16 protein-coding genes are annotated in these 16,344 nt (G+C 55.7%); 12 read left to right on the top strand and 4 right to left on the bottom strand.

Annotated features, from left to right (window positions below; translation table 11 throughout):
* The first annotated feature begins 1 nt into the window (after nucleotide 1).
* The 6 genes from nudB (at nucleotide 2) to ACR42C_RS13870 (ending at nucleotide 4,136) form a co-directional block, all read left to right on the top strand.
* The gene (nudB, locus tag ACR42C_RS13895; protein ID WP_061097872.1) at nucleotides 2–445 is read left to right on the top strand and encodes a dihydroneopterin triphosphate diphosphatase; all 444 of its coding nucleotides are present in this window, start codon (nucleotides 2–4) and stop codon (nucleotides 443–445) included.
* A gap of 27 nt (nucleotides 446–472) precedes the next feature.
* Nucleotides 473–1,213: a YebC/PmpR family DNA-binding transcriptional regulator gene (locus ACR42C_RS13890; RefSeq protein WP_003859747.1), complete on the top strand. Its 741-nt coding sequence runs from the start codon at nucleotides 473–475 to the stop codon at nucleotides 1,211–1,213.
* 34 nt (nucleotides 1,214–1,247) lie between these two features.
* Nucleotides 1,248–1,769 carry a crossover junction endodeoxyribonuclease RuvC gene (gene ruvC / locus ACR42C_RS13885; protein ID WP_003859749.1) on the top strand — a complete coding sequence of 174 codons (522 nt, stop codon included), beginning with the start codon at nucleotides 1,248–1,250 and terminating at the stop codon, nucleotides 1,767–1,769.
* A gap of 80 nt (nucleotides 1,770–1,849) precedes the next feature.
* On the top strand, nucleotides 1,850–2,464 hold the full coding sequence (gene ruvA, locus ACR42C_RS13880; RefSeq protein ID WP_163329867.1) for a Holliday junction branch migration protein RuvA: 615 nt from the start codon (nucleotides 1,850–1,852) through the stop codon (nucleotides 2,462–2,464).
* Between the two features lie 8 nt (nucleotides 2,465–2,472).
* Nucleotides 2,473–3,483: a Holliday junction branch migration DNA helicase RuvB gene (ruvB, locus tag ACR42C_RS13875; protein WP_025756924.1), complete on the top strand. Its 1,011-nt coding sequence runs from the start codon at nucleotides 2,473–2,475 to the stop codon at nucleotides 3,481–3,483.
* Between the two features lie 197 nt (nucleotides 3,484–3,680).
* Nucleotides 3,681–4,136, top strand: coding sequence for a hypothetical protein (locus tag ACR42C_RS13870; protein WP_316379509.1), 456 nt, complete (start codon nucleotides 3,681–3,683; stop codon nucleotides 4,134–4,136).
* A 141-nt stretch (nucleotides 4,137–4,277) separates the two neighbouring features.
* Here the strand turns inward: ACR42C_RS13870 and znuB are convergent, their stop codons facing one another.
* Nucleotides 4,278–5,066 (bottom strand): zinc ABC transporter permease subunit ZnuB, encoded by a 789-nt coding sequence (znuB, locus tag ACR42C_RS13865; RefSeq protein ID WP_116339092.1) that lies wholly within the window; start codon nucleotides 5,064–5,066, stop codon nucleotides 4,278–4,280.
* Nucleotides 5,063–5,818, bottom strand: a complete 756-nt coding sequence (gene znuC / locus ACR42C_RS13860; protein ID WP_014884314.1) for a zinc ABC transporter ATP-binding protein ZnuC — start codon at nucleotides 5,816–5,818, stop codon at nucleotides 5,063–5,065. Before znuC ends, znuB begins: the two co-directional genes overlap by 4 nt.
* 77 nt (nucleotides 5,819–5,895) lie before the next feature.
* Between znuC and znuA the strand changes: the two genes are divergently transcribed.
* The 3 genes from znuA to lpxM all read left to right on the top strand — a co-directional run bounded on the left by znuA (nucleotide 5,896) and on the right by lpxM (nucleotide 9,266).
* Nucleotides 5,896–6,840, top strand: a complete 945-nt coding sequence (znuA, locus tag ACR42C_RS13855) for a zinc ABC transporter substrate-binding protein ZnuA (protein WP_162874936.1) — start codon at nucleotides 5,896–5,898, stop codon at nucleotides 6,838–6,840.
* Between the two features lie 15 nt (nucleotides 6,841–6,855).
* Nucleotides 6,856–8,175 carry a murein DD-endopeptidase MepM gene (gene mepM / locus ACR42C_RS13850; RefSeq protein WP_316379510.1) on the top strand — a complete coding sequence of 440 codons (1,320 nt, stop codon included), beginning with the start codon at nucleotides 6,856–6,858 and terminating at the stop codon, nucleotides 8,173–8,175.
* 119 nt (nucleotides 8,176–8,294) lie between these two features.
* The gene (gene lpxM, locus ACR42C_RS13845) at nucleotides 8,295–9,266 is read left to right on the top strand and encodes a lauroyl-Kdo(2)-lipid IV(A) myristoyltransferase (RefSeq protein WP_479984234.1); all 972 of its coding nucleotides are present in this window, start codon (nucleotides 8,295–8,297) and stop codon (nucleotides 9,264–9,266) included.
* A 43-nt stretch (nucleotides 9,267–9,309) separates the two neighbouring features.
* On the opposite strand, the gene pyk is transcribed toward lpxM, so the two are convergent.
* Both pyk and ACR42C_RS13835 read right to left on the bottom strand, forming a co-directional pair.
* Nucleotides 9,310–10,752, bottom strand: coding sequence for a pyruvate kinase (gene pyk / locus ACR42C_RS13840; protein WP_116339098.1), 1,443 nt, complete (start codon nucleotides 10,750–10,752; stop codon nucleotides 9,310–9,312).
* Between the two features lie 139 nt (nucleotides 10,753–10,891).
* Complete coding sequence (locus tag ACR42C_RS13835; RefSeq protein WP_028013615.1) at nucleotides 10,892–11,761, bottom strand: MurR/RpiR family transcriptional regulator; 870 nt, start codon at nucleotides 11,759–11,761, stop codon at nucleotides 10,892–10,894.
* Between the two features lie 358 nt (nucleotides 11,762–12,119).
* On the opposite strand from ACR42C_RS13835, the gene zwf reads away from it, so the two are divergent.
* From zwf to kdgA, 3 genes are all read left to right on the top strand, one after another.
* Nucleotides 12,120–13,595, top strand: coding sequence for a glucose-6-phosphate dehydrogenase (gene zwf, locus ACR42C_RS13830; protein WP_116339100.1), 1,476 nt, complete (start codon nucleotides 12,120–12,122; stop codon nucleotides 13,593–13,595).
* Between the two features lie 234 nt (nucleotides 13,596–13,829).
* The gene (gene edd, locus ACR42C_RS13825; RefSeq protein WP_479984233.1) at nucleotides 13,830–15,641 is read left to right on the top strand and encodes a phosphogluconate dehydratase; all 1,812 of its coding nucleotides are present in this window, start codon (nucleotides 13,830–13,832) and stop codon (nucleotides 15,639–15,641) included.
* Nucleotides 15,642–15,680: 39 nt separating this feature from the next.
* Nucleotides 15,681–16,322: a bifunctional 4-hydroxy-2-oxoglutarate aldolase/2-dehydro-3-deoxy-phosphogluconate aldolase gene (gene kdgA / locus ACR42C_RS13820; protein WP_014884307.1), complete on the top strand. Its 642-nt coding sequence runs from the start codon at nucleotides 15,681–15,683 to the stop codon at nucleotides 16,320–16,322.
* The last annotated feature ends 22 nt before the right edge of the window (nucleotides 16,323–16,344 follow it).

Raw genomic sequence — 16,344 nt, 5'->3', positions numbered from 1 at the left:
TATGGCATATAAGCTTCCCGTTTCTGTCCTGGTGGTCATTTATGCAGAAGACACGAAGCGGGTGCTGATGTTGCAGCGGCGCGACGATCCTGATTTCTGGCAGTCGGTTACCGGCAGCCTGGAAGAGGGGGAGACCGCGCCGCAGGCCGCCGCGCGTGAAGTAAAGGAAGAGGTCACCATTGATGTTGCTCATGAGCAACTGACCCTGAAGGACTGTCAGCGCACGGTGGAGTTTGAAATTTTTAGCCATTTACGTCATCGCTATGCGCCGGGCATTGAGCGCAATACGGAGTCGTGGTTCTGTCTCGCGCTTCCCCATGAGCGGGAGATCGTGTTTACCGAACACCTGAACTACCGCTGGGTAGATGCGGCGGATGCCGCCGCGCTTACCAAGTCGTGGAGCAACCGGCAGGCGATTGAAGAATTTGTAATTAACGCGGCCTGAGAAGGCGCGATTTTTGGAGAACTTTTTATGGCAGGTCATAGTAAGTGGGCCAACACCAAGCACCGCAAAGCGGCACAGGATGCCAAGCGCGGTAAGATCTTTACCAAAATTATTCGCGAGCTGGTGACAGCGGCGCGTCTGGGCGGCGGCGATCCAGCTTCTAACCCGCGTCTGCGCGCGGCGGTGGATAAAGCGCTGTCTAACAACATGACGCGTGACACCCTGAACCGTGCTATCGCACGTGGCGTCGGCGGTGATGAAGACGCGAACATGGAAACCATCATTTATGAAGGTTACGGCCCTGGCGGTACTGCGGTGATGGTTGAGTGTCTGTCCGATAACCGTAACCGTACCGTTGCGGAAGTGCGCCATGCGTTCACCAAAACCGGTGGCAACCTGGGCACTGACGGTTCTGTAGCTTACCTGTTCAGCAAAAAAGGCGTCATCTCCTTCGAGAAAGGCGACGAAGATGCGATCATGGAAGCGGCGCTGGAAGCGGGTGCGGAAGACGTGGTGACCTACGATGATGGCGCCATTGACGTTTACACCGCCTGGGAAGAGATGGGCGCCGTGCGCGATGCGCTGGAAGCCGCTGGCCTGAAAGCGGACAACGCTGAAGTCTCAATGATCCCGTCTACCAAAGCGGACATGGATGCGGAAACCGCACCGAAACTGCTGCGTCTGATCGACATGCTCGAAGACTGCGACGACGTGCAGGAAGTGTACCACAACGGTGAAATCTCTGATGAGGTTGCAGCGACTCTCTGATGAGAGCCTGTAAACCGTTTACGGGAGACGCGTGATGTCGATTATCCTCGGGATTGACCCCGGCTCGCGCGTCACCGGCTATGGCGTTATCCGTCAGGTGGGACGCCAGCTAACCTACCTCGGCAGTGGCTGTATTCGTACTAAAGTGGACGATCTGCCGTCGCGCCTGAAGCTCATCTACGCGGGGGTGTCGGAGATCATCACCCAGTTTCAGCCGGACTATTTCGCCATCGAGCAGGTCTTTATGGCGAAAAACGCCGATTCAGCGCTAAAGCTGGGTCAGGCGCGCGGCGTTGCCATCGTCGCTGCCGTGAACCAGGATTTGCCGGTATTCGAATATGCGGCAAGACAGGTCAAGCAGACGGTGGTGGGCATCGGTAGCGCGGAGAAAAGCCAGGTGCAGCACATGGTGCGTACCCTGCTGAAGCTTCCCGCGAACCCGCAGGCCGACGCAGCCGATGCGCTGGCGATTGCGATTACCCACTGCCACGTCAGCCAGAACGCGATGCAGATGAGCGAGTCGCGGCTCAACCTGGCGCGAGGCAGGTTACGATAATCAGAAATCAGGCTGGATGTTTATCCAGCCTTTTTTTATTATGTCGGCAGTTAATTTCTTCCAGAACGCAGGAGCGTCACGTGATAGGCAGACTCAGAGGCATCATTATTGAAAAACAACCCCCGTTAGTGCTGCTGGAAGTGGGTGGCGTGGGCTATGAAGTCCATATGCCGATGACCTGCTTCTACGAGCTGCCGGACGCGGGCAAAGAGGCGGTTGTCTTTACTCAGTTTGTGGTGCGTGAAGATGCTCAGCTGCTCTACGGCTTCAACAACAAGCAGGAACGCACCCTGTTCCGCGAGCTGATTAAAACCAACGGCGTCGGGCCGAAGCTGGCGCTGGCGATTTTGTCCGGTATGTCAGCCCAGCAGTTTGTGAATGCCGTTGAGCGCGAAGATCCTGCGGCGCTGATTAAGCTTCCGGGCATCGGTAAGAAAACCGCAGAGCGTTTGATAGTCGAAATGAAAGACCGCTTTAAAGGTCTGCACGGCGATCTGTTCACCCCGGCGGCCGATTTGGTTCTGACCTCCCCGGGCGCGCCTGCCTCTGATGATGACGCCGAGCAGGAAGCGGTTGCCGCGCTGGTGGCGCTGGGCTATAAACCTCAGGAGGCCAGCCGCATGGTGAGCAAAATTGCCAAACCGGATGCCAGCAGTGAAACCCTGATTCGTGAAGCGCTGCGCGCTGCATTGTGAGGTAAAGGATGATTGAAGCAGATCGCCTGGTATCGGCAGGCACCCTTCAGGCAGAAGACGTGGTGGATCGCGCGATCCGCCCTAAGCTGCTTGATGAGTATATCGGCCAGCCGCAGGTACGTTCCCAGATGGAGATTTTCATCCAGGCGGCAAAGCTGCGCGGCGATGCACTCGATCACCTGCTGATTTTTGGCCCGCCGGGGTTAGGGAAAACCACCCTGGCGAATATCGTCGCCAACGAAATGGGCGTTAATCTGCGCACCACCTCCGGCCCGGTGCTGGAGAAAGCGGGCGATCTGGCGGCGATGCTGACCAACCTTGAACCGCATGACGTGCTGTTTATCGACGAAATCCACCGCCTGTCTCCGGTGGTGGAAGAGGTGCTCTATCCTGCGATGGAAGATTACCAGCTGGATATCATGATTGGCGAAGGCCCGGCCGCGCGCTCTATCAAAATCGATCTCCCTCCGTTTACCCTGATTGGCGCCACGACCCGTGCCGGATCGTTGACCTCTCCGCTGCGCGACCGCTTCGGTATCGTTCAGCGTCTGGAGTTTTATCAGGTGCCGGACCTGCAGCATATCGTTGGCCGTAGCGCGCGCTATATGGGGCTGGATATGAGTGAAGAGGGCGCTTTTGAAGTGGCGAAGCGTTCGCGCGGGACGCCGCGTATTGCCAACCGCCTGCTGCGTCGCGTGCGTGACTTTGCCGAAGTGAAGCATGATGGCACCATTTCGGCAGAGATTGCCGCCCAGGCGCTGGATATGCTTAACGTCGATGCCGAAGGCTTTGACTATATGGACCGCAAGCTGCTGCTGGCGGTGCTGGATAAGTTCTTTGGTGGCCCGGTTGGCCTGGATAACCTGGCGGCGGCGATCGGTGAAGAGCGTGAGACGATTGAAGATGTGCTGGAGCCGTATCTGATCCAGCAGGGCTTCTTACAGCGCACGCCGCGTGGCCGAATGGCGACGGTGCGGGCGTGGAATCATTTTGGTATCACCCCACCGGCAATGCCGTAACGATGAGCAGGCGGGATGTTAAATTCCGCCTGCGACGCTGACCGATTATTCACCTCATCCGATTTTCCCATCAATATTATTTTGGATAAATTTATCATCCATATCATTTGAGATAATTCACTCATTTTATCTACTATGAATTTATAGCGATACCCAAGCTATAAATGAATTTTATTTACCCTATCAGGAATAACAAAATGAAATTAATGAAGGCAATATCTATTGCCGCTTTGACTATGGCGGCTATATCTGGCGTAGCGAATGCCGCTATTTCAGGAACCCAAACATGGAAAATGGTAGATCAGAGACTTGAAAATACCAGTAACGGACAAAAACTGTGTATGACTGGCGCTGGCCTGGAGCAGGCGACGATGGAAGAGTGTGGTTCTAATCCAGCTATGCAGAATATACGTGAGCCCAATTTCGCTCTTGGTGGGACTCTGATACTGGATGAACATCCATATTATGTGTTCGGACCAATAGATAATAAAATCTATTTAGTCCAAAATGACACTTCCGCGCCTCATTGGAACCATGTTAACGGACAGATGATAACAAGTGATTATGAAGGTCATGAGAAATGTCTTGATATTGAAGGCGGTATAAATGTCCCAGGCGCCAAATTGTATTTAGCAACTTGTACTAATAAATAAAATAAGCACCGATAATTTCATCGGTGCTTATTTACGTGTGCGCCCGACATGGGCGCACTCCTGCGGGTGGAAGTCTCGCCATGAGTTGATCACAGGACATGAAGCGAAACGCCAGCCTCTGTGGTGGTGGTAATCGCTTATTCAGGCATTCGGTTGTTTTTTCATCATACTAAAAATAAACAACACCGCCGCACACAACACCACCGACGGCCCCGCAGGCGTGTCATAGAATGCTGAAAAGGTTAATCCGCCCGTTACCGCAATCATCCCGATAATCACGGCCACACCGGCCATCTGCTCCGGCGTGCGGGCAAAACGACGTGCCGTGGCGGCAGGGATAATCAGCAGCGACGTAATAATCAGCGCCCCGACGAACTTCATCGCCACGCCGATGGTTAATGCCGTCACCAGCATCAGCAGCAGCTTAACCCGCTGCAGCTTCACGCCGTCGACGAAGGCCAGATCCGGGCTGACGGTCATCGCCAGCAGGTTACGCCACTGCCAGAGCAGAATACCGAGTACCACCACCACCCCGATGGCGATGGAAATTAAATCTTCCGGCGTCACGGCAAGCAGATCGCCAAACAGATAGGCCATCAGGTCGACGCGGATATTCGACATCAGGCTTACCACCACCAGACCCAGCGAGAGCGCGCTGTGGGCCATGATGCCAAGCAGCGTATCAATGGCGAGGTGCGGACGTTTCTCCAGCCAGACCAGCCCGGCTGCCAGCAGCAGGGTGACAACAATCACCGCGTAGAAGGGATTAACGTCCAGCAGTAAACCAAAAGCCACGCCCAGCAGGGAGGCGTGCGCGAGGGTATCCCCGAAATAGGACATTCTGCGCCATACCACAAACGAGCCGAGTGGACCCGCGGCGCAGGCAAGCATAATCCCGGCCAGCCAGCCGGGCAGTAATAGTTCAATCATGAGTGTCCATTTCCCCGGCGCAGGACAATTCGTCCCTGTAAATCATGGCGGTGATTATGATGATGACGGTAAATACCCAGCTGTTCAGCGCCGCGAGGGCCAAACATGGAGATAAATTCCGGGTGCATCGAGACCACTTCAGGCGTGCCGGAGCAGCAAATATGATGGTTAAGGCACAGCACTTCGTCCGTTTTCGCCATCACAAGATGGAGATCGTGGGAGACCATCAGCACGGCGCAGTTCAGTTCGCGGCGCAGCTGGTCGATCAAATCATAAAGCGCGACCTGACCATTAACGTCCACACCCTGGGTTGGCTCATCAAGCACCAGCAGCTGCGGGCTGCTCAGCAGCGCACGGGCCAGCAAAACGCGCTGCGTCTCACCGCCGGACAGCTTTTGCAGCGGTGCGTCGATAAGATGGCCCGCCTGCACGCGTTTCAGCGCCGGGAGAATATCGGCTTTACGCGTGCCGGGGCGCAGGCGCAGAAAGCGACTTACCGTCAGCGGCAGGGTGGCGTCCAGGTGTAATTTTTGCGGCACGTAGCCGATCCGCAATTTTTCCTCGCGCGTAATCACACCTTCGTCCGGTGTTACCAGACCCAGCACCACACGCACCAGAGTGGATTTACCAGCGCCATTAGGGCCGAGCAGCGTTAAAATTTTGCCGGGCTTGAGATCCAGCGATACGTCAGAGAGGACGCGGCGCTGGCCGAATGAGACCGAAATATTATCGAGAGAAACCAATGTCGTCATGTCAATTTAAGCTTGAAGAAGTCAACGGATGTTATAATATCACATTCCACGCATTCACTACGATGACTAGTCGCATTATGTTACATAAAAATACGCTTCTTTTCGCAGCATTATCCGCTGCCCTTTGGGGAACAACCGCACAAGATGTTAACGCTGCCGTTGTCGCTTCGCTTAAACCGCTTGGATTCATCGCATCGGCCATTGCCGATGGCGTAACGGAAACCCAGGTTCTGCTCCCGGATGGTGCATCCGAGCATGACTATTCCTTACGCCCGTCAGATGTAAAACGCTTGCAAAACGCGGACTTAGTTGTCTGGATTGGTCCGGAGATGGAAGCGTTTATGCAGAAATCGGCCAAACAGATTCCAGGCGAAAAACAGGTCGCGATTGCCGGGCTTTCCGGCGTGAAACCGCTGCTCATGAAAGGGGCGGATGACGACGGTGACGAACACGATCATCACGCTGCAGAGGGTGAAAAAGGTGATGGCGATCACCATCACGGCGAGTACAACATGCATCTCTGGCTTTCCCCAGAGATAGCGCGGCTTTCAGCGGTTGCAATCCATGACAAATTAGTGGAACTTATGCCGCAAAGTCGAGCCAAACTAGACGCCAACCTGAAGGATTTTGAGGCACAATTAGCCGCAACCGATAAGCAGGTGGGTAATGAGCTCGCACCGTTGAAAGGAAAAGGGTATTTCGTTTTTCATGACGCCTACGGCTACTACGAAAAACACTATGGTTTGACCCCGCTTGGGCACTTTACCGTCAACCCTGAAATTCAACCTGGTGCGCAGCGTTTACATGAAATCAGAACACAGCTGGTTGAGCAAAAAGCAACGTGCGTTTTTGCTGAGCCACAGTTCAGGCCAGCGGTCGTAGAAGCCGTGGCCAGGGGAACATCCGTGCGCATGGGAACCCTTGACCCGCTAGGTACGAACATCCAGTTGAGCAAAGCGAGCTATTCGCAGTTCCTCAGCCAACTGGCGAACCAGTATGCGAGCTGCCTGAAAGGAGATTAACGAGGAAGTGAATACGTGCAACAGATAGCCCGCTCTGTCGCCCTGGCATTTAACAATCTGCCTCGACCCCACCGCGTTATGCTGGGGTCGCTTACAGTTCTCACTTTAGCGGTCGCCGTCTGGCGGCCCTATGTTTACCACCCGAGTTCTGCCCCTATCATTAAAACCATCGAGCTAGAAAAGAGCGAAATTCGTTCTTTGCTGCCTGAAGCCAGCGAGCCTATCGACCAGGCCGCTCAGGAAGATGAAGCCATCCCGCAGGATGAGCTGGACGATAAAACCGAGAACGAAGCGGGGATCCACGAATACGTTGTCTCTACCGGTGACACGCTGAGCAGCGTGCTCAACCAGTACGGTATCGACATGGGCAATATCAGCCAGCTGGCGGCTGCGGATAAAGACCTGCGTAACCTGAAAATCGGGCAACAGCTCTCCTGGACCTTAACGGCGGATGGCGATCTCCAGCGTTTGACCTGGGAAATGTCCCGCCGCGAAACCCGCACCTACGATCGCACTGCAAACGGTTTCAAAATGACCAGTGAACTGCAGAAGGGCGACTGGGTGAACAGCGTGATGAAAGGCACTGTGGGCGGAAGCTTTGTTTCCAGCGCCCGTGATGCCGGCCTGACCAGCGCTGAAATCAGCGCGGTGATCAAAGCCATGCAGTGGCAGATGGACTTCCGCAAGCTGAAGAAAGGCGATGAGTTCTCCGTCCTGATGTCCCGCGAAATGCTGGACGGCAAGCGCGAGCAAAGCCAGCTGCTGGGCGTGCGTTTGCGCTCTGAAGGCAAAGATTACTACGCTATTCGCGCTGACGACGGCAAGTTCTATGACCGCAGCGGTACGGGCCTTGCGAAGGGCTTCCTGCGTTTCCCGACGGCGAAACAGTTCCGTGTCTCCTCTAACTTCAACCCGCGTCGTCTGAACCCGGTTACCGGGCGCGTTGCGCCACACCGCGGGGTAGACTTCGCGATGCCGCAGGGTACGCCCGTGCTGTCGGTGGGAGATGGCGAAGTGGTAATGGCAAAACGCAGCGGTGCAGCGGGTTACTACGTGGCTATCCGTCACGGTCGTACCTATACCACCCGCTATATGCACCTGCGTAAGCTTCTGGTCAAACCGGGCCAGAAAGTGAAACGCGGCGACCGTATCGCGCTTTCCGGCAACACCGGACGCTCTACCGGCCCACACCTGCACTATGAAGTGTGGATCAACCAGCAAGCCGTGAACCCGCTGACGGCGAAACTGCCGCGCACCGAAGGCCTGACAGGTAAAGATCGCTCCGATTACCTGGCGCAGGCGAAAGAGGTGATACCGCAGCTGAGCTTAAACTAAGCCTTTGTTGTGTGAAAAAAGCCGGTGTCAGTATGCACCGGCTTTTTGTTTTGTGCGTGGGCGACTGCCTCGCTACACTATCTGAATAATTTTTTGCGTCACCAGACCCTGGAACCAGCATGGAAACAAAAAAAAATAATATTGAATACATTCCTGAGTTTGAAAAATCCTTTCGCCACCCGCGCAACTGGGGCGCCTGGCTGGGGGTTTACACCTTTGCGGGCATCGCTATGCTGCCTGCCGCACTGCGCGATCCTGTTCTGGGGAAAATTGGCCGTCTGGCCGGACGTATGGGTAAAAGCGCGCGTCGTCGTGCGCAGATCAACCTCTATTACTGTTTTCCTGAAAAAAGCGATGCCGAGCGCGAGGCCATCATCGATGCGATGTACACCACCGCACCGCAGGCCATGGCGATGATGGCGGAGCTGGCTCTGAAAGGTCCGGAAAAAATCATCGAGCGCGTTGACTGGAAAGGGCTGGAAATCATCGACGAAATGCGTCGCAATGACGAAAAGGTGATTTTCCTCGTTCCTCACGGTTGGGGCGTCGACATTCCGGCGATGCTGATGGCCTCTCAGGGCCAAAAGATGGCGGCCATGTTCCATAACCAGGGCAATAAAATCTACGATTTTGTCTGGAATACCGTACGCCGTCGTTTTGGCGGACGTTTGCATGCGCGAAACGATGGTATTAAGCCGTTTATTCAGTCCGTACGTCAGGGGTACTGGGGCTACTATCTGCCGGATCAGGACCACGGACCCGAGCATAGCGAGTTTGTCGACTTCTTCGCTACCTACAAAGCAACGCTCCCCGCGATTGGCCGCCTGATGAAGGTCTGTCGCGCTCGCGTGATCCCGCTCTTCCCGGTTTACGACGGTAAAACGCATCGTCTGAGCATTGAAGTCCGTCCGCCGATGGACGATTTGCTGACTGCGGACGATCGCACCATCGCACGTCGTATGAATGAAGAGGTGGAACTGCTGGTGGGGCCGCATACCGAACAGTACACGTGGATACTGAAGCTGCTGAAAACGCGTAAGCCGGGAGAGACGGAACCCTATAAGCGTAAAGAGCTGTACCCGAGGAAATAAAATACCGTCACCCCTCTCCCCATAGGGGAGAGGGGATCGGATCTTACTCTACGGTCAGTACGCGAGTGGTGTTGGTTGAGCCGATGGTGCTCATCACGTCACCCTGGGTCACGATGACGATATCACCGGACACCAGGTAACCTTTATCGCGCAGCAGGTTCACGGCATCGTGCGCGGCAGCTACGCCGTCATTGGTGCTGTCGAAGTGTACCGGCGTCACACCGCGGTAGAGCGCTGTCAGGTTCAGCGTACGCTCGTGGCGTGACATGGCGAAGATCGGCAGGCCGGAGCTGATGCGAGAGGTCATCAGCGCGGTGCGGCCAGATTCGGTCATGGTGATGATCGCCGTAACGCCTTTAAGATGGTTGGCCGCGTACATGGCGGACATTGCAATCGCTTCTTCCACATTGTCGAACTGGATATCCAGACGGTGCTTGGAGACGTTAATGCTTGGGATCTTCTCCGCGCCCAGGCAGACGCGCGCCATTGCGGCCACGGTTTCTGCCGGATACTGGCCCGCCGCGGTTTCCGCTGAGAGCATGACCGCATCGGTACCGTCCAGCACGGCGTTAGCCACGTCCATGACTTCCGCACGGGTTGGCATTGGGTTGGTGATCATGGATTCCATCATCTGGGTGGCGGTGATCACCGCGCGGTTCAGCTGACGTGCGCGACGAATCAGCGCTTTCTGGATACCGACCAGCTCAGGGTCGCCGATTTCCACGCCCAGATCGCCACGGGCAACCATCACCACGTCAGAGGCAAGGATCACATCGTCCATGGCATCCTGATCGCACACGGCTTCCGCGCGTTCAACCTTAGCGACGATTTTGGCATCACAGCCCGCGTCGCGGGCCAGGCGGCGCGCATAGTTCAGATCTTCACCACAGCGTGGGAAAGAGACCGCCAGGTAGTCAACGCCGATCTGGGCCGCGGTTACGATGTCCGCTTTGTCTTTCTCGGTCAGGGCTTCCGCTGAGAGGCCGCCGCCCAGTTTGTTGATGCCTTTATTGTTGGAGAGCGGGCCGCCGACGGTGACTTCGGTGAACACCTTCATCCCCTGAACTTCCAGAACCTTCAGCTGGACGCGACCGTCGTCGAGCAGCAGGATATCGCCAGGCACCACGTCAGCCGGCAGGCCTTTATAGTCGATCCCGACTCTCTCTTTATCGCCTTCGCCTTTGCCGAGGTTGGCATCCAGCAGGAATTTGTCGCCGATATTGAGGAAAACTTTACCTTCTTTAAAGGTTGATACGCGAATTTTTGGACCCTGCAGGTCGCCGAGGATTGCGACGTGGCGGCCCAGCTTAGCGGCGATCTCACGCACTTTATCGGCACGCAATTTATGGTCTTCTGGTGTACCGTGAGAAAAGTTCATACGCACCACGTTGGCGCCAGCGGCGATAATTTTTTCGAGATTATTATCGCGATCGGTGGCCGGGCCTAAGGTGGTTACGATCTTGGTTCTGCGAAGCCTTCTGGACATGTAATACTCCGTTGACTGAAACAACTTTGGTGTTGCGTGAACATAGAATCGGCCTTCATCTGCCGCAAGGCAGCAAAGAGGGGACCGAATGCCGAAAATCATTACATCGTAATTATTGGTTACGTCTTCGTTATCTACTTCAGGGAACATCGCTCTTTATAAGCAATTCTTTATCAAAACGCGATTCCTTCAGCGCTTCCTTGACTCGCTTCAAGTTATCCCGGAATTTTGCGCCCCGGCGTAAGGTAAAACCGGTCGCCAGCACGTCGATTACCGTGAGCTGCGCCAGACGGGACACCATCGGCATATACATGTCGGTATCCTCAGGGACATCCAGCGTAATGGCGAGCGTCGCCTCGCGCGCCAGCGGCGTGCCGGCGGTGGTGAGGGCGATCACCATGGCATCGTTTTCACGGGCCAGCTGCGCTAGCTCAACCTGGCTTTTGGTGCGGCCAGTGTGCGAAATCAGTACCACGACGTCATCCTCACTGCAATTCATACAGCTCATGCGTTGCAGCACAATGTCATCGGAATAAATAACCGGTACGTTAAAGCGGAAGAATTTATTCATGGCGTCGTGCGCCACGGCGGCTGACGAGCCAAGTCCGAAGAACGCAATTCGCTTGGCCTGGGTGAGTAAATCCACCGCGCGGTTCACTGAACTCATATCCAGACTTTGGCGAACGTGATCGAGCGTGGCCATGGCCGACTCAAATATTTTCGCCGTGTAGGCATCTACGCTGTCGTCTTCATCCACATTACGATTAACATAGGGTGTGCCGTTCGCCAGACTTTGTGCCAGATGCAGTTTAAAATCAGGAAAGCCGCGCGTTTCCAGACTACGGCAGAAGCGGTTGACCGTCGGTTCACTGACGCCAGCTTCCTGAGCCAGAGCGGCGATGCTTGAATGAATTGCCTGAGCGGGCGCGGCCAGAATGACTTCAGCCACTTTTCGCTCGGATTTGCTAAGGTGTTCCAGTTGATACTGGATTTTTTCAAGCATGTTCATTGTTAACAAGGCGCTCGTGGGGGTGGAAACGATTTCACGCATTGATGAAATCTTGATTCGATTAGCCGATATTACCCCTGTGGCTTCCATAAAGGGTAACAGTCGACAAGATAATGTTGTTGTTTTTTTTCATTACTTGATCGATGTCGGGTTTTGCTATGACCCTGTTGCGCAAATTATCGACGGCTGTTGCGTCATTACGTCGCCGTAATTGGCTGAATGGCGAAAAATCGCCGTATCGCACGAGACGATAAGCGCTAATGGTTTCGGGAATGACGTAAAAGCAGTACAGTGCATTGTAATAAAATTACAACGATACCTGGCAGAAGCACCAGGTGATCCAACTGAGGAGAATGACATGGCGGTAACGCAAACAGCCCAGGCATGTGACCTGGTCATTTTCGGCGCGAAAGGCGATCTTGCACGCCGAAAATTGCTGCCTTCCCTGTATCAACTGGAGAAAGCGGGCCAAATTCATCCGGATACGCGTATCCTGGGTGTAGGGCGCGCCGACTGGGACAAGGACGCTTATACCAAAGTCGTCCGCGAGGCGCTCGAAACTTTCATGAAGGAAAAAATTGATGAAAGTTTGTGGGATACCCTGAGCGGTCGTCTCGATTTCTGCAACCTGGACGTCAATGACGTTAGCGCGTTTTCCCGTCTGGGTGCCATGCTGGATCAGAAAAACCGTGTCACCATTAACTATTTCGCCATGCCGCCAAGCACCTTTGGCGCCATCTGCAAAGGTTTGGGTGAAGCGAAGCTGAACGCCAAGCCGGCGCGCGTGGTGATGGAGAAGCCGCTGGGTACGTCGCTGGCGACCTCGCGTGAAATCAACGACCAGGTAGGCGAGTTCTTTGAAGAGTGCCAGGTCTACCGTATCGACCACTATCTTGGTAAAGAGACGGTACTGAACCTGCTGGCGCTGCGCTTCGCTAACTCCCTCTTTGTGAACAACTGGGACAACCGCACCATCGACCACGTGGAGATTACCGTGGCGGAAGAGGTGGGGATTGAAGGTCGCTGGGGTTACTTTGACCAGGCCGGCCAGATGCGCGACATGATCCAGAACCACCTGCTGCAAATTCTGTGCATGATTGCCATGTCTCCACCGTCTGACCTGACGGCTGACAGCATCCGCGACGCCAAAGTTAAAGTGCTGAAGTCGCTGCGCCGCATCGATCGTTCCAACGTGCGCGAGAAGACCGTGCGCGGCCAGTACACCGCCGGGTTTGCGCAAGGCAAAAAAGTGCCGGGCTATCTGGAAGAAGAGGGCGCGAACAAGACCAGCAACACTGAGACCTTTGTGGCGATCCGCGTGGATATCGACGACTGGCGCTGGGCGGGCGTTCCGTTCTACCTGCGTACCGGTAAACGTCTGCCGACAAAATGTTCCGAAGTTGTCGTCTACTTCAAAAACCCTGAGCTGAACCTGTTCAAAGAATCCTGGCAGGAGCTGCCCCAGAATAAGCTGACCATTCGCCTGCAGCCGGACGAAGGGGTGGATATCCAGATCCTCAACAAAGTGCCGGGCCTGGATCATAAGCACAACCTGCAGACCACCAAGCTGGATCTTAGCTACTCCGAAACGTTCAACCAGACGCACCTGGCGGATGCTTACGAGCGTCTGCTGCTGGAAACCATGCGCGGTATCCAGGCGCTGTTCGTACGTCGCGACGAAGTGGAAGAGGCGTGGAAATGGGTCGACTCCATCACCGAAGCCTGGGCTGCCGATCAGGATGCACCAAAACCGTATCAGGCGGGTACCTGGGGGCCGGTCGCGTCGGTGGCGATGATCACCCGCGATGGTCGCTCCTGGAACGAGTTTGAGTAGGATTATTCACTAGCCCAAAAGTGTTATTTTACCGGTAACATGATCTAACACAGCTCGTGGCACAATTTTTATACTTTTAAGCTCCGCGTGGATTCACCCGCGGAGCTTTTTTTATTACACTGCCGGAAGTGATTTTGCCCCTGAGCTCCGGACAGCAAGCGTTTCAGCGTTGTTAACAACTGCCAGCGACTTTGTAAACTCCCGGGCCCGGACAGATAAATTAAAGGAGATTTTATGAATCCTGTATTGTTACGCGTAACACAACGCATTATAGAGCGCTCGAAAGAGACCCGTTCGGCCTACCTCGCCCGGATTGAACAGGCGAAGAGCAACACCGTTCACCGCTCCCAGCTGGCCTGCGGTAACCTGGCGCACGGCTTTGCCGCCTGCCAGCCCGATGACAAAGCCTCCCTGAAAAGCATGTTGCGTAACAATATCGCTATTATTACTTCCTATAACGATATGCTCTCCGCACACCAGCCCTATGAGGTCTATCCCAACATCATTCGCAAGGCGCTGCACAGCGTAAACGCGGTGGGTCAGGTCGCGGGCGGCGTGCCGGCGATGTGCGACGGTGTGACGCAGGGGCAGGACGGTATGGAGCTGTCACTGCTGAGCCGCGAAGTGATTGCAATGTCCGCGGCGGTGGGTCTGTCACACAACATGTTTGATGGCGCGCTCTATCTCGGCGTCTGCGACAAAATCGTCCCGGGCCTGGTGATGGCGGCGCTGTCATTTGGTCACCTGCCCGCCATCTTTGTGCCGTCCGGCCCGATGGCGAGCGGTCTGCCGAACAAAGAAAAAGTGCGCATCCGCCAGCTGTATGCGGAAGGGAAAGCGGATCGTCAGGCGCTGCTGGAGGCCGAAGCGGCCTCCTACCATGCGCCGGGAACCTGTACGTTCTACGGCACAGCCAATACCAACCAGATGGTGGTGGAGTTTATGGGGATGCAGCTTCCGGGTTCGTCCTTCATCCAGCCGGATGCGCCGCTGCGTCAGGCGCTGACCGAGGCCGCGGCCCGTCAGGTGACGCGTCTGACCGGAAACGGCAATGAATGGATGCCGATGGGAAAAATGGTCGACGAAAAAGTCATCGTCAACGGTATCGTCGCCCTGCTGGCTACCGGCGGTTCGACCAACCACACCATGCACCTCGTGGCCATGGCGCGCGCGGCGGGCATTCTGATTAACTGGGATGACTTCTCCGACATTTCCTCCGTGGTGCCGCTGATGGCTCGCCTGTACCCGAACGGCCCGGCGGACATCAACCACTTCCAGGCCGCTGGCGGCGTCCCGCTGCTGATGCGCGAGCTACTGAAAGGCGGTCTGCTGCATGAAGACGTGAACACCGTAGCCGGATTTGGCCTGCAGCGCTACACCCAGGAGCCGTGGCTGAACAACGGCGAGCTGGACTGGCGCGACGGGGCAACTGCGTCTCTGGATCCGCAGGTAATTGCCACTATCGACAAACCTTTCTCCCACCACGGCGGTACCAAGGTACTGAGCGGTAACCTCGGTCGTGCGGTGATGAAAACGTCTGCCGTGCCGGAAGAGAACCAGATTATCGAGGCCCCGGCGGTGGTGTTTGAAAGCCAGCACGACGTGTTGCCTGCCTTTGACGCCGGTCTGCTTGATAAAGACTGCGTGGTGGTGGTGCGTCACCAGGGGCCTAAAGCGAACGGCATGCCAGAATTACATAAACTTATGCCACCACTTGGTGTATTATTGGACCGCCGTTTCAAAATTGCGTTAGTGACCGATGGCCGCCTCTCAGGCGCATCCGGCAAAGTGCCTTCCGCCATCCACGTCACGCCTGAAGCCTACGACGGCGGCTTGCTGGCGAAAGTGCGCGACGGCGACATGATCCGCGTGAACGGCCAGACAGGCGAGTTAACCCTGCTGGTGGATGACGCCGAGCTGGCGGCACGTCAGCCCCATATTCCTGACCTGAGCGCATCGCGCGTGGGGACCGGACGCGAAATGTTCAGCGCGCTGCGTGAGAAACTCTCCGGTGCAGAGCAGGGCGCAACCTGTATTACGTTTTAAGACGACTTGATTTTAACGATCTGGCGAGAGAGAACTCTGATGAAAAACTGGAAAACAAGTGCAGAAGCAATCCTGACCACTGGCCCTGTCGTGCCGGTTATCGTGGTAAACAAGCTGGAGCACGCTGTACCGATGGCGAAAGCGCTGGTTGCGGGCGGCGTTCGCGTTCTGGAAGTGACCCTGCGTACCGCCTGCGCGATGGATGCCATTCGCGCCATTGCTAAAGAAGTGCCGGATGCCATCATCGGTGCGGGTACCGTTCTCAACGCGCAGCAGTTGGCGGAAGTAACCGAAGCTGGCGCACAGTTTGCCATCAGCCCGGGCCTGACCGAGCCGCTGCTGAAGGCCGCGACAGAAGGCACGATTCCTTTGATCCCGGGCATCAGCACCGTTTCAGAACTGATGCTGGGCATGGACTACGGTCTGAAAGAGTTCAAATTCTTCCCGGCAGAAGCTAATGGCGGTACTAAAGCGCTGCAGGCGATTGCGGGTCCCTTCTCTCAGGTACGTTTCTGCCCGACTGGGGGTATCTCTCCGGCGAACTACCGCGACTACCTGGCGCTGAAAAGCGTGCTGTGCATCGGTGGCTCATGGCTGGTACCGGCGGATGCGCTGGAAGCGGGCGACTGGGATCGCATCACGAAACTGGCTCGCGAAGCGGTTGAAGGCGCGAAGCAGTAACTTATTCGCAGCATGAAAAACG

It is taken from the genome of Enterobacter sp. MG-EB028, from assembly GCF_056673305.1.
This window is presented reverse-complemented; position numbering and strand designations above follow the sequence as displayed.

Bases quoted from the DNA above. Each gene is read 5' to 3' on its own strand.
- nudB (WP_061097872.1), top strand. From the start codon at position 2: ATGGCATATAAGCTTCCCGTTTCTGTCCTGGTGGTCATTTATGCAGAA.
- ACR42C_RS13890 (WP_003859747.1), top strand. From the start codon at position 473: ATGGCAGGTCATAGTAAGTGGGCCAACACCAAGCACCGCAAAGCGGCA.
- ruvC (WP_003859749.1), top strand. From the start codon at position 1,248: ATGTCGATTATCCTCGGGATTGACCCCGGCTCGCGCGTCACCGGCTAT.
- ruvB (WP_025756924.1), top strand. From the start codon at position 2,473: ATGATTGAAGCAGATCGCCTGGTATCGGCAGGCACCCTTCAGGCAGAA.
- ACR42C_RS13870 (WP_316379509.1), top strand. From the start codon at position 3,681: ATGAAATTAATGAAGGCAATATCTATTGCCGCTTTGACTATGGCGGCT.
- znuB (WP_116339092.1), bottom strand. From the start codon at position 5,066: ATGATTGAACTATTACTGCCCGGCTGGCTGGCCGGGATTATGCTTGCC.
- znuC (WP_014884314.1), bottom strand. From the start codon at position 5,818: ATGACGACATTGGTTTCTCTCGATAATATTTCGGTCTCATTCGGCCAG.
- znuA (WP_162874936.1), top strand. From the start codon at position 5,896: ATGTTACATAAAAATACGCTTCTTTTCGCAGCATTATCCGCTGCCCTT.
- lpxM (WP_479984234.1), top strand. From the start codon at position 8,295: ATGGAAACAAAAAAAAATAATATTGAATACATTCCTGAGTTTGAAAAA.
- pyk (WP_116339098.1), bottom strand. From the start codon at position 10,752: ATGTCCAGAAGGCTTCGCAGAACCAAGATCGTAACCACCTTAGGCCCG.
- ACR42C_RS13835 (WP_028013615.1), bottom strand. From the start codon at position 11,761: ATGAACATGCTTGAAAAAATCCAGTATCAACTGGAACACCTTAGCAAA.
- zwf (WP_116339100.1), top strand. From the start codon at position 12,120: ATGGCGGTAACGCAAACAGCCCAGGCATGTGACCTGGTCATTTTCGGC.
- edd (WP_479984233.1), top strand. From the start codon at position 13,830: ATGAATCCTGTATTGTTACGCGTAACACAACGCATTATAGAGCGCTCG.
- kdgA (WP_014884307.1), top strand. From the start codon at position 15,681: ATGAAAAACTGGAAAACAAGTGCAGAAGCAATCCTGACCACTGGCCCT.